The organism is Bacteroidota bacterium (genome assembly GCA_016720935.1).
Classification (GTDB): domain Bacteria; phylum Bacteroidota; class Bacteroidia; order AKYH767-A; family 2013-40CM-41-45; genus JADKJP01.
Map to the genome: position 1 here is coordinate 860,645 of JADKJP010000006.1, position 12,302 is coordinate 872,946.

General features: G+C 41.3%; 10 protein-coding genes. 7 read left to right on the forward strand and 3 right to left on the reverse strand.

The window, feature by feature from the left end; translation table 11 throughout:
* Positions 1 to 38: 38 nt before the first annotated feature.
* The 4 genes from IPP86_11805 to IPP86_11820 are packed head-to-tail and all read left to right on the forward strand — an operon-like array spanning position 39 to position 2,954.
* Positions 39 to 410 carry an STAS domain-containing protein gene (locus tag IPP86_11805; protein ID MBL0139198.1) on the forward strand — a complete coding sequence of 124 codons (372 nt, stop codon included), beginning with the start codon at positions 39 to 41 and terminating at the stop codon, positions 408 to 410.
* 16 nt (positions 411 to 426) lie between these two features.
* Positions 427 to 1,182 carry a T9SS type A sorting domain-containing protein gene (locus IPP86_11810; protein ID MBL0139199.1) on the forward strand — a complete coding sequence of 252 codons (756 nt, stop codon included), beginning with the start codon at positions 427 to 429 and terminating at the stop codon, positions 1,180 to 1,182.
* On the forward strand, positions 1,182 to 2,096 hold the full coding sequence (locus IPP86_11815; GenBank protein MBL0139200.1) for a ribonuclease Z: 915 nt from the start codon (positions 1,182 to 1,184) through the stop codon (positions 2,094 to 2,096). The genes IPP86_11810 and IPP86_11815 overlap by 1 nt, the downstream gene beginning before the upstream one ends.
* A 6-nt stretch (positions 2,097 to 2,102) precedes the next feature.
* Entirely contained in the window at positions 2,103 to 2,954 is an 852-nt protein-coding gene (locus tag IPP86_11820) for a hypothetical protein (protein ID MBL0139201.1), read from the forward strand.
* A gap of 57 nt (positions 2,955 to 3,011) precedes the next feature.
* Here IPP86_11820 and IPP86_11825 read toward each other — a convergent pair whose 3' ends face one another.
* The 3 genes from IPP86_11825 to IPP86_11835 form a co-directional block, all read right to left on the reverse strand.
* Entirely contained in the window at positions 3,012 to 5,621 is a 2,610-nt protein-coding gene (locus IPP86_11825; GenBank protein ID MBL0139202.1) for a tetratricopeptide repeat protein, read from the reverse strand.
* A gap of 96 nt (positions 5,622 to 5,717) precedes the next feature.
* Positions 5,718 to 6,779, reverse strand: a complete 1,062-nt coding sequence (locus IPP86_11830; GenBank protein MBL0139203.1) for a glycosyltransferase family 2 protein — start codon at positions 6,777 to 6,779, stop codon at positions 5,718 to 5,720.
* Positions 6,780 to 6,866: 87 nt separating this feature from the next.
* Positions 6,867 to 8,321 (reverse strand): GWxTD domain-containing protein, encoded by a 1,455-nt coding sequence (locus IPP86_11835; protein MBL0139204.1) that lies wholly within the window; start codon positions 8,319 to 8,321, stop codon positions 6,867 to 6,869.
* A gap of 334 nt (positions 8,322 to 8,655) precedes the next feature.
* On the opposite strand from IPP86_11835, the gene IPP86_11840 reads away from it, so the two are divergent.
* The 3 genes from IPP86_11840 to IPP86_11850 all read left to right on the forward strand — a co-directional run bounded on the left by IPP86_11840 (position 8,656) and on the right by IPP86_11850 (position 12,291).
* Positions 8,656 to 9,837 carry a glycosyltransferase gene (locus tag IPP86_11840; GenBank protein ID MBL0139205.1) on the forward strand — a complete coding sequence of 394 codons (1,182 nt, stop codon included), beginning with the start codon at positions 8,656 to 8,658 and terminating at the stop codon, positions 9,835 to 9,837.
* 74 nt (positions 9,838 to 9,911) lie between these two features.
* Positions 9,912 to 11,333 (forward strand): MBOAT family protein, encoded by a 1,422-nt coding sequence (locus IPP86_11845; protein ID MBL0139206.1) that lies wholly within the window; start codon positions 9,912 to 9,914, stop codon positions 11,331 to 11,333.
* Positions 11,334 to 11,337: 4 nt separating this feature from the next.
* Positions 11,338 to 12,291, forward strand: a complete 954-nt coding sequence (locus tag IPP86_11850) for a hypothetical protein (protein ID MBL0139207.1) — start codon at positions 11,338 to 11,340, stop codon at positions 12,289 to 12,291.
* Positions 12,292 to 12,302 lie beyond the last annotated feature (11 nt).

Genomic DNA, 12,302 nt, shown 5'->3' on the forward strand with positions numbered 1-12,302 from the left:
CCAAAAAATCCTCGTAAATTTGAAAAAATGCTCATCCTATGAACTTAACAATCGATAGACAGGAAAAGTACGCGCTGGTCAAAATTCATGAACAGAAACTTACCTCTAATGTTGCCCCGGAACTGAAGGCTGAAGTTGTAATGCTTCACCATGAAGGATTCAAAAACCTGATTTTTGATCTGAATGAAGTACAATACTGCGATTCGTCCGGATTGAGTGCTATTCTCGTGGGTTTCAGAATGTGCCGTGATCAAAACGGAACTTTTGTGCTGACCGGTGTTCAGGATCATGTTCGTAAGCTGATCTCGATTTCCCAACTCGATAGCATGCTTACACAATTACCTACCGTAAACGAAGCCATTGATTTGATCTTCATGGAAGAAGTTGAAAAACAATTGCACAAAGAATAGTTAGAAAGCTCCGCGTATGAAAAAATTCTTCTCCCTGTTACTGGTTTCAATTGCATTTTCTTTTTCCGGATACAGCCAGTGTGTCCCGGATACTTCCATTACTCATAATGTAACCGGGATTTATCCTGACAGCGCTACAGGTTTGCCTCATGCATTTGTTGGCACCTCATACGTGGCGGATATTCACCTTTGTGTTCCTGCAACAACGACTTATGCCGGACAAAGCGTAACAGTCGATTCTGTGCGGGTGACAGCTGTAACCGGACTTCCTTCCGGCTTTACGTATTCATGCACACCATCTAATTGTATTTTCCCGGGTGGGGCCACCAGTTGTTTCCAGATTACAGGAAATGCTCCAACGGTAGGAATGATTGGTAATTATCCTCTTGAAGTGAGCCTGAAAGTAAGTGGCAGACTTCTCGGTATTATTCCTCAACAAGTGGACACCACCAATGGAAATTACACCATCGTAATTGATGATAATATCGGTGTAGCCACATTGGTTCCTTCCACATTCCAGGTTTCTCAAAACAAACCCAATCCGTTCTTTGGAAAAACGGATGTGATTGTTTCTTCTCCTGTTTCAGAGACAATACAAATAAAAGTATCGGATCTCATCGGCAATGTATTGCAAACTCAAAGTCTTCGCCTTCCTAAGGGCAACAATACTGTTGCTTTGACGTCAGAAGAGTTGAGACCGGGGATATATCTCTACACCATCACCAATGGCCGGTCTTCTTTTACCCGCCGAATGATTGTTTCCGGTAACTAATGATTTTTGAAGTAGGCATACTTGGCAGTAGTTCTGCAACTCCTATTTATCAACGACATCCTACCGCTCAGGTTATAAATTTTCATGAGCGATTTTTCTTAGTTGATTGCGGAGAAGGTACACTGATACAAATGAACCGGTATAAGATTAAATTCCACCGGATCAATCACATTTTCATCAGCCACCTGCACGGCGATCATTACCTGGGACTACTCGGGTTAATTTCTACCATGCATCTGCAGGGGAGAGCTTCCACACTCCATATCTACGGGCCTCGTGATCTGAAGGAAATTATCGACATCCAGCTAAAGTACTCCGAAACGATACTGAGATACCCTGTTGAATTTCATGAAGTGGATTCTCGTAATTCTACCATCCTGTTTGAAGATGATGATGTCCGCGTGGAGACGATCATTCTCAGTCACAGGATCCCGTGTACAGGTTTTCTTTTCTCGGAAAAGCCCCGTCAGCGAAAATTAAAAAAGGACAAGCTGTCTCTCTACAAAGTCCCTGTAACAGCTTATAACGATTTAAAAGCCGGCCATGATTTTGTCGCTGAAGACGGTAAAATTATTCCCAATTCATCACTTACAACTGATCCGCGTAAGCCCAGGAAATACGCATTTTGTTCGGATACTATATTTGATGAACGACTTGTTGGAATCGTGAAAGGCGTGGATTTACTATATCACGAAGCAACTTTCCTTTCTGATAAAGCGGATCGTGCCAGGGAGACTTTTCATTCCACAGCAGAACAGGCCGGTTTGATTGCGAAAAAAGCAGGGGTGAAGCGTTTGATCATAGGGCACTTTTCAGCGCGATACAAAAATTTGTATCCATTGCTGGAAGAAGCCAAAGCGGTGTTTCCCGAAACCACCCTTGCACTTGAAGGCGATCGATTCACGATAGAATAATTACAAATGATACTGATAGCGGATAGCGGTTCTACCAAGACAGAATGGATGCTTGTTTCCGGGAAAGAACCTTTACACAAGATCCGGTCAGGTGGTTTGAATCCCTTTTTTCTGGATGAAGTGCAAATTGCCGAAATCGTCAGCAGGGAAGTGTGTGCTTCCTTTCCCGAAAATACAGTTGTGAAGGAAATATTCTTTTATGGTGCAGGTTGCGGAACTCCTGAGAAATGTAAAATCATCCATGACGGACTGCGAATTCATTTTGAAGAAGCAAAAATTGAAGTTCACTCCGATTTATTTGGTGCTGCAAGAGCTCTCTGCAAGAGAAGCAAAGGGCTCCTTGGAATCTTAGGTACCGGATCTAATTCCGGTTTTTATAATGGAGATATTATCATTAGCAAAGTCCCTTCCCTGGGTTACATACTTGGTGATGAAGGAAGCGGAGCCTATATTGGTAAAAAAATTCTGAGAGACTACCTCTATGGAGAAATGCCTGCCGTATTAAATGCTGATTTTGAAAAGGTGTATGCTGTTAGTAAAGGAGATATTCTCGAACATATTTACCGTCGTCCGCTTGCCAACAGGTATATCGCTTCCTTCGCCGCGTTCGCGGGAAAACACAAGGACGAAAAATACATTCAGGACCTTTTGAAAAACAGTTTTCGTAAGTACTTTAAACGAACAATCATGAAATACCCGGAACATTTAATGTATCCGGTCCATTTCACCGGGTCCATAGCATGGAATTTTTCTGATGTATTGAAAACATCAGGGGAGGAGCTCGGTTTGAAAATCGGTACCATCAGCGAGAATCCTCTCGACGGACTTGTCGAATTTCACAGAGGAAAAGCCAAATAAAATTTCTTTCGAAAAATATTTTCCAGGAAAATATTTTGAACCAATTTTAATTTAGGTTCAATGCATTTTACTCACCAGCTGACGAAGTTTTCCAAGTTCAGCTTCGAGATTACGCACCGCTATTTTTGAACCTTCTTTAAACTCAGCATACAAATGCGGAATTTCTTCCAGACGCTCGCCATCACGTGCGTATTCTTCAATATTTGTAATGAGTTTCTTCAATTCCTGAAATTCAAAAATCGCGATACTGGATTTCAACTTGTGTGCAACAGCATGCGTGTCTTTCCATTCACGTTTTGGGATGTGAACATTCAGCTTTTCGATTGCTTCAGGAACCTGTTTGAGAAAAATTTCAATGAGCTGAATCGTCAATTCCTGATCACCACCGGTGAATTTATCCAGGAAATCAAGATTCATACCCGGAGTATGCTTCTGATAAATGGCGGCACCATCCAATCGGTTGCCTGCTTTGGCATCCATTTTCTGTTCCTGTTCCGGAATAAATTTCAGTAAGGTGCTGTACAATTCTTCCGGAGTATACGGTTTGACGACATAGTCATTCATCCCGCATTCCTTCGCCTTGATCTTTTCCGTTTCAGAAGCATCCGCCGTCAAAGCGATGATTGGAATATTACGAACTTCCGGACGCATCCGCATTCGTATTTCACGCGTAATTTCATAACCATCCATCTCCGGCATCTGAATATCCATGAGAATGATGTCGTATTCGTGTTCTCTCAATTTCGCGAGAGCGGTTCTTCCGTTTTCAGCACAGTCAAAATTTTCAAAACCAAATTTCTTCAGCATGTTTTTAACCAGCAGCTGATTCACTTTGTTGTCCTCTACCACAAACACACGTACGTGTGAAAAATCTACCGGCTCCGAAGTGTCTGCAACCTGAACCGGAACTGCTTTCGGTTGATTATTTCCTAATTTGAAATACATTTCAACCGTAAATTCAGAACCTTCATTCACTCTGGATTTAACGGATATACTACCGCCTTGCAATTCGACCAGTTGTTTTACAATGGTCAATCCAAGACCTGTTCCTTCATAACGTCTCTTGTTGTTCTCCGCCTGCTCGAAGCTTTCAAAAATGGATTGCAACTTGTTGTCAGGTATTCCGATTCCCGTATCGGTAATCCGGAATCGTACTTTGCAGACGTTATCTTTTATTTCAACTACTTTAATATCGAGCGTCACTTTTCCTTTCTCGGTAAACTTGACGGCATTCCCCATCAGGTTTACAAGAATTTGGTTCAAACGAATAGGGTCGCCCAATAAAAAATCCTTGATATGATAATCAAGTGTACAACCTATCTGTATTTTCTTTTCATCCGCTTTTACCTGTAGAATCTGGACAATTCCTTTGATCAGATCGCGGAGGTTAAATTCGGTTTCTGAAAATTCTATTTTACCCGCGTTGATTTTTGAAAAATCCAGGATGTCATTGATGATCACCATCAGATTATTCGCGGAAATTTTTATCGCGTCAATATATTCCTCTTGCTCACGGGTTGGGTTTGTTTTGCCCAGCAAATGAGCCATTCCAAGCACGCCATTCATCGGTGTACGAATCTCATGACTCACATTGGCAAGAAATTGTTCCTTCAGTTTGTCGGATAATTCTGCAATCTCTTTTTGCTTTTTGAGTTCTTCCAGATCGTATTTGATATGAAGAGCCTTGGTTTTTAAAGTGACTTCTTCGTTAGTAAACTCCTTATCGAGCTCAAAAAACTTTTTGAAATGCAGTAGCGCATTTTCTGTATCACCGATTTTCTCATAAGCTATGGAAAGAAACTGGTGGATTTTCACCAGCTGCGCTTCCATCGGCGATGATTGCGCGATCTTCAAACTCTGCTTCAGTACTTCAATCGCTTTGTCGTACTGGGTCAAATCAATGTAAAGGTTGCCAAGACTTTTTTTCAACTGAGCCTTTACTGTATTCGATGCTCCTTCCGAAGCAATGTCCAGCGCTTTGTTGAAATAGGAGAGGGCCTTATCGTATTCTTTCAGTTTGGTGTGTAAAATGGCGAGACTACCGAGGGTTTTTGAACGTGTTTCTGCATCCTCGAGGTGTTCCATTGAATTTTCTGCACGCAATAAATAGTACAGAGCTTTATCCAGATCGTCCATCCAGTTATAAGCATTGCCAAGAAGGAAAAAGGAATGAACCATTTCCTTTTTGTTTTTAATGCCTTCAAAAATCTTCAATGCCTTTTTGAAATATTCAATCGCGTTCGGATACTCCTGCAGATAAATGTGAAGCTTTCCGATTTCATTATACCCCAATGCAATCCCTTCAGAATCTCCCCGCTCGGTATTAATTTTTAGTGTCTCAAGAATATAAGTCAGGGCTGATGGAACCTCACTCAGTTTGAAATAAATCGAACTGATTTCAGTCAAACAACTCAATTGTCCTTCCTTATCATCCAGGTCCTTGAAGAATTGTAATGCTTCGTTGTAACCGGTGAGCGCCCGTTTGTAATTCTTCTGAATAAAAGAACATGCTGCTTTGTCACGAATGACCAAGGCAATGCCTTTTTTATAATTTATCTGCTGAGCAATCGACAAAGCATCATCCAGCAATGCAATGGCCTGGCCGATGTTTCGTCCACGCAAAACCTGCGCACGCTGGATCAATATGTCTACACTTTCAATTCCCATAATTTCAAGCTTCTGGAGACCAGTTGAGGTCCCGGTATGTTCAGCTATAGTATAGGTCTGAAATACGTTTTTGTTACCCCAAAATTCATCCTTCCCTTACACCTTTCTACCGGCATCATGAGCCTGGGGGAATCTATTAAGGTCGGAAAATTTCCTTGATTTAAAAAGGTAAAAGGCAAGCACAATGGATCTCCAGTAAATAAGATTAAAATACTGATTATGAACATTATGCGTATTGGTTCGGAATCCTTTATAACCCTTTTTCATGGCATGAAAATCCCTGTGAGCCTGAATAACAGCTTTGAAATCGGCCTTACCATTCCTGATCAGAAAGATCAAAGCAGCCGCAGAATCGAGTATTGTACGGGCAATGATCACCTTAGGGAATAAATCCACCGGCAGATTTTTGTACAACATCAACAGATTATTACGGAAATTCAGATAGGTTTTTCGGGGATTGTTCTTGGGTAAGGTTCCGCCGCCGACATGATAAACAGTGGAAGCACCGCAATACCAGACTTCCTTTCCTTCCCGATGAATCCTCCAGCACAGATCAATCTCTTCCATGTGGGCGAAGAAATTGGAATCAAAGCCATTCAATTCGTGGAAGACTGAAGAACGAATAAACATGCAAGCTCCGGATGCCCAGAATACCTGGCGCGAATCGTTGAATTGTCCCTCATCTTTTTCCAAAGAATAAAAGATTCTCCCTCTGCAAAAAGGATAACCGTAATGATCAATAAAACCTCCTCCGGCACCCGCGTATTCAAATTCGGTGGGGTGTGCCAGGGAACAAATTTTGGGCTGACAGGCTGCTCTGTCCGGATTTTGATCCATCAGATCAAGCAGCGGTGATAGCCATCCTTCTGTAACCCTTACATCTGAATTAAGGAGTACATAATACTCGTTCGAAACCTGTTTCAGAGCTTCATTATATCCACCTGTAAAACCCAGGTTTTTATCCAGCTGAATAATCCTGACTTCCGGAAGGTGCTTTTTCAACCAGGCAATGGAATCATCCGAAGAGGCATTGTCGGCTACAATTATTTCCGCAAGGTCCTGGCTAAACCGGATCACATCAGGAAGAAATGATTCCAGAAAGAATCTTCCGTTCCAGTTCAGAATGACTACCGCAATTCGTTTTTGTGTGCCTGCCATAAAAAAAATTACCCTGCCGGGATGCAAGGTAATCTTAAAAGATTGATCAGAAAAACAGTTTATTCCCTTTAGATTGTCCTTTACAAATTACTTTGGATTTTTGAAATTATCCTTGGTTTTTGTACCGTAAATATCAATAGAATTTTCTTTATCAGGATCATTGAATTGCTGTGAACGACTGTGTAATTTGAGCTCCCAGCTGTCATCCTTCAGCTCTCCGTTTGCATCTGAATGCAGGAGCTTGTAATCGTTTGAAACTCCATCCGGATTGTAAAACACAAATTTACGGTTGCTCTGATTTTGAATGGCGTAATAATGCCAGATCTCATAGGGAATAGCGTTTGGATCAATGTTGTCGCTGGTGATGGAATTCGGCGGACCATACTGAAGATAAACCCGACCGCGATCAGCTTCATAACCACGTTTGTTCAGAGTTGAAAAACTTGCATTCACTTTGTTCACTTCCGCCTTGTAAGCGTTCCAGGCACCTTCGGGATCTTTCGGATTTTTTACCGTCCAGAAATGCAGGATGTATTGTTTCATATTTTGTTCATCACCAAGCGCCATCTGATTTTCAGCAATCTGTACATCCAGGTTGGATGAAATCGGAGCCAGGCATGCGATGAATTCTTTCAGCGTGTCTTTGCTGCTAATGTTCGACACAAAAGAATTGTTGATATCAAGTGTCACCGATTCATTCTTGTCAGCCAGCGTTTGTTTGATATTGCTCCTCTGGAAAAAGACCTGACGGTAAGTGACCAGTTTGTTATCTTTGTTCCTAACTTCTACGGTAAGCATGTAATTTCCGGAAGCCAGGTTTGTAATAGGGATTTCACCAAGAATCACATTGACATCCGCCGGATTCTGTTTTTTATAATTGACAAGATCATTTTGCAACAACCTGTTTTCATTATTTGAAATGTAATATTTCACGAGGTATTCATCACTCAGAAATTGCTTTGTCCGATAGATCTCCGCGTAGAATTTCAGACTGGAAATTTCCGGAGGATAGTAGCCCAGGATATAGGGAAGGACATCATAACCACTTTTCGTAAATGTGGTAGCAGTCTTTGCGGGAATATAGGATTCCAGCAATTCGATATCAGAAATACTTACCTGTGAGGAAGGGAAAGAGACCTGAATATCCTGATGTACCGTATAGGGTGCATCACCTGAATTTTTATCGGAGATTTTCAGTTCAATATTGTATTTTCCAGTGTCTAAAACTACTCTCTGCTGATCGATAAAATCAGGAGAAAACTGAGTGGAACTGTCTAAAGCCGGACTGTGCAGATTGTATTTATCAAAATGTACGATCTGATCACCTTTTTTGAAAACCCATTGAATTTCAAGAGTACCGATGTATTTACCCTGTGCATCCGGTTTCAGTTTTACACTGCTGCCAACTATATTCAAATAGGTTTCAACATAAGCGGAATGTCCCGGCTGATCATAGGTGGCATAAGCAAAATATGCGTTCAGTGCCCCAAAAGACCTTTGACATGAAAGGATAAGGAGAAGGAAGAAACAGACTTTTTTCATGTTCGTGTATTTACCTGATAAAGTTACAAATAATTAAGGCCCCATTACCCGATTTATGAAGCGCTTTTGTCGATTTTAACAGGAATATGACATATTTAATGCATCATATTCATGCATTTAAAGTCAGGAAAGGGCAGAAGCGATCAATCGGTTTCCTTTCCAAAAAAGGAGAACGGAAAACACATAAATGCAATGAAGGTTCAGGTTTTAGACCTGCATTTAAATAGAACCCTGGCAGGTATTCTGGCTATCTGAATAACTTGGATTCCGGCTCCTCAATCTTTTTTGCCAGTTGAAAAGGCAATGCCTATTTTTGGCATACTCCTGAACGATTATGGTCAATTATTTCCTCTTCTTTTTCTGTCTGGCTGTTTTTGTCGTTTTCTATAGCTATGTTTTGTTTCCCCTCATTCTTTCCTTCCTTGCAAATGGTAAAACTTTCCGGCATGCAATAAGTGAAATAAGCTCAGACTTACCGGCGGTGAGTATCGTAATTTCAGCATTCAATGAAGAGCGGGTAATCGGAGAAAAATTGAAAAGCATTTTAAAATCCGTTTATCCAAAAGATAAAATGGAAATCCTTGTTGGATCAGATGCTTCCAACGACGCGACCGAAAAGATTGTCAGATCAATTGCAGAAACAGATTCCAGAATTCGTTTTATACAATTTGGAGAGAGAAGAGGAAAGCCCTCTGTAATCAATGATTTGGTGCGCGAAGCAAAAAATCCTATCCTGATCCTTACGGATGCAAATGTCATGTTTGAACCTGACACCATCGCATATTTAAACCGACATTTTATTTCAGCTGAAATAGGTTTGGTTGGCGCCAATATTCTAAACATCGGGATGAAAAAAGACGGAATCTCCATGCAGGAGAAATCGTATATAGAAAGAGAAAATAGAATTAAATACCAGGAAGGACTCATCTGGGGTTCCATGATGGGACCTTTCGGTGGTTGTTATGCACTGCGGAAGGATCTTTTCGCCCCTGTGCCCTCTAATTTTCTGGTGGATGATTTTTTTATTTCCATGAAAGTACTTGAGAAAGGATATAAATGTATTAATGAACTGGAGGCGATTTGTTACGAGGATGTTTCCAATGAAGTAAAACAGGAATACAAACGAAAAGCAAGAGTCTCCACAGGAAATTTTCAGAACCTCAAGGTCTTTTCCGGTTTCCTTCTCAAACCATTTTCACCTGCAGGTTATTGTTTTATCAGCCATAAGGTATTGCGATGGTTGACGCCATTTCTCATCCTCGTTTCTCTCCTCAGCCTTGTGGCTATGCTGATGCTTACCGGCCATCCACTATTTAAAATTTTGCTTGGCGGAGAATTATTACTGCTCTTTACACCTGTCATCGATAGCCTCATGGGTAAAGCAGGCATTCATTTGCGCCTGCTTCGTTTTGTTTCATATTTCTCGCTGATGAATCTTGCTCTCTTGCATGGATTTTTTAGATTTTTGTTTGGTGTAAGGAACAATATCTGGACTCCGACAAAACGGAATATCTAAGACTCAGGGAAATAATATGACTCGATTGCTAAAAATCAGTAAATAATTACATTTGGAAAACCAATCAGCGCTACGTGTTATTTAACTCCATTGTATTCCTGATCTTTTTTGTCGTTGTGACGGTGCTTTATTTTGCACTGGCTCCCAGATTCCGCTGGATTTTATTACTGGTCGCCAGTTGCTATTTCTACATGTACTTTTATCCGCCTTATTTGCTGATCCTTATTTTTCTGATCCTGGTGGATTACTTCGCGGCCATTGTCATTGATAACGCGTCAACAGAAAAACGAAAAAAAGCCTGGCTCACCATCAGTTTAATTGGTAATCTGGGAATGCTTGCTTTCTTTAAGTATTACAACTTTCTGCTCGACAATGTGGATCAGTTGTGCGCGCCACTGGGTTGGCACAATCCCATGCCGGTGATGAATATCCTGCTTCCGATCGGATTGTCATTCCACACATTTCAATCCATGAGCTATACGATCGAAGTGTACCGGGGAAATGTAAAGCCCGAAAGACATCTTGGGATCTACTCACTTTTTGTCATGTTCTACCCTCAATTGGTCGCTGGACCTATCGAGAGAGGAACAACACTTTTGCCTCAGTTGAAGAAAAACGACAACCGTCTGGAATACGACAATGTGATGATCGGACTTTCACAGATGCTGTATGGCCTATTCAAAAAAGTGGTGGTCGCGGATTCCCTGGCAATGTATGTCAACAGCATTTACAATTATGGTAATTTCAATACCGGCTTTACCGCTTTGTTCGCTACCTGGATGTTTGCATTCCAGATTTATTGTGATTTCTCCGGGTATTCTGATATCGCGATAGGAGCAGGACGGGTGATGGGTTACCGGATGATGACCAATTTCACTATTCCTTACTTCAGTAAATCGGTTACGGAATTCTGGCGCAGGTGGCACATCTCACTCTCTTCCTGGTTAAGGGATTACCTGTATATTTCATTGGGAGGAAACAGAAAAGGTAAATTCAGAACCTACCTCAACAACATGATCACGATGTTACTCGGCGGTCTCTGGCACGGAGCTTCCTGGAACTATGTCATCTGGGGCGGACTGAATGGAATGTATCTCGCCGGGGAGAAAATGTTTAATGTGAAAGTACACAAGCCCGCGATGCCATTTTGGAAAAAAGCGGTTTATGCTTTCATTACTTTCAATTTGATTTGTCTAACCTGGGTGTTTTTCCGTGCGCATACTTTCGCCAGCGCCATGGGAATTTTGCATTCTATCTTCAGTCCTGTCGATTGGTTCAATCTCCGCATTCAGGATACCAGTATCTTTTTCAACATGGTTTCCATGCTCACGCTTTTGTTGCTTTTTGATTATTTCATTTTCAGAAAAAAGAACGCGGAGACCTTTTACAAAAGCAGCAATCGTTTGGTATTCTCCGGTTTTCATCTCCTGTTGCTGGTGATCATTTTGCTTTTCGGTGTTTCCGAAGGGGATCAGTTTATTTATTTTCAATTCTGAGGCCATGGGAAAAGTCAGAAAAATACTTTTCGTTATTGCCGCATTCACTGTCGGCTTGCTGATTGTTGACAGAGTGGTAAATAGTGTTTTTGATTATTTCTATAATAAGTGCCTGGTCGGACAAACAGGAGGGAAGATCAATTACTATCTTCAGAAAAAACAAATGCCGGATATGCTCATCATGGGTAATTCAAGAGCATTTTACATGCTTAACCCGGATAGTTTCAAAGTGAAAAAAGGATTCAACATCAGTCATGCCGGTATGGATCAGGGTTTTCAGAATGGTTTGTTCAGCATTCTCATTGGAAAAAACAAAATGCCTTCGCAGGTATTGCTTCATGTAGAACCCGATTTTCTGCTCACGACTACTGATGAAAAAGTTCTCTCCAAAGGTATTCAGCAGTTAAAATATTATTATGGTATCGATCCTGTTGTTACAGAATACCTGAATGAACTTGGTCCATTTGAATTTTTAAAATACCAATTGAAAAGTTATCGGTTTAACGGCCGGGTGATTAATATCGCGCTCAACTTCATGAGTACGCGTGTTAATCCTGAGGCAACCGGAAATGGCTTTATACCCCGACCGGTGACTAAACTCGATAGTTTGCATACCGAGTACACGTATAAAAACAGGGTCCCGGGAAATGTCTCCCTGAACAGAACCGCGACGCGTTATATTATTCGTTTTCTGGAAATGGCTAAGCAAAACAATATTCATGTGGATTGTTTTACATCTCCCATGTATTACAAACGTAACCTGGATTATTACAAACCCGCCCGCGATTTTCTGGATTCACTTTTTGAGGCGAACTCGGTGAAGTATATCGATTACGAACGCACACCTCCCCCGGATCCCCGCATTCGCGATCCGCATTTCTGGGAAGACTCAGAACACCTCAATGGGAATGGTGCCGCTATTTTCAGCCGACAAGTTGCTGAGGATTTTGGGTATTAAAAGTCTGATAT

What these genes read in the sequence shown, in the direction of transcription:
- IPP86_11805 (MBL0139198.1), top strand. Translation starts at nt 39, where the DNA reads ATGAACTTAACAATCGATAGACAGGAAAAGTACGCGCTGGTCAAAATT.
- IPP86_11810 (MBL0139199.1), top strand. Translation starts at nt 427, where the DNA reads ATGAAAAAATTCTTCTCCCTGTTACTGGTTTCAATTGCATTTTCTTTT.
- IPP86_11815 (MBL0139200.1), top strand. Translation starts at nt 1,182, where the DNA reads ATGATTTTTGAAGTAGGCATACTTGGCAGTAGTTCTGCAACTCCTATT.
- IPP86_11820 (MBL0139201.1), top strand. Translation starts at nt 2,103, where the DNA reads ATGATACTGATAGCGGATAGCGGTTCTACCAAGACAGAATGGATGCTT.
- IPP86_11825 (MBL0139202.1), bottom strand. Translation starts at nt 5,621, where the DNA reads ATGGGAATTGAAAGTGTAGACATATTGATCCAGCGTGCGCAGGTTTTG.
- IPP86_11830 (MBL0139203.1), bottom strand. Translation starts at nt 6,779, where the DNA reads ATGGCAGGCACACAAAAACGAATTGCGGTAGTCATTCTGAACTGGAAC.
- IPP86_11835 (MBL0139204.1), bottom strand. Translation starts at nt 8,321, where the DNA reads ATGAAAAAAGTCTGTTTCTTCCTTCTCCTTATCCTTTCATGTCAAAGG.
- IPP86_11840 (MBL0139205.1), top strand. Translation starts at nt 8,656, where the DNA reads ATGGTCAATTATTTCCTCTTCTTTTTCTGTCTGGCTGTTTTTGTCGTT.
- IPP86_11850 (MBL0139207.1), top strand. Translation starts at nt 11,338, where the DNA reads ATGGGAAAAGTCAGAAAAATACTTTTCGTTATTGCCGCATTCACTGTC.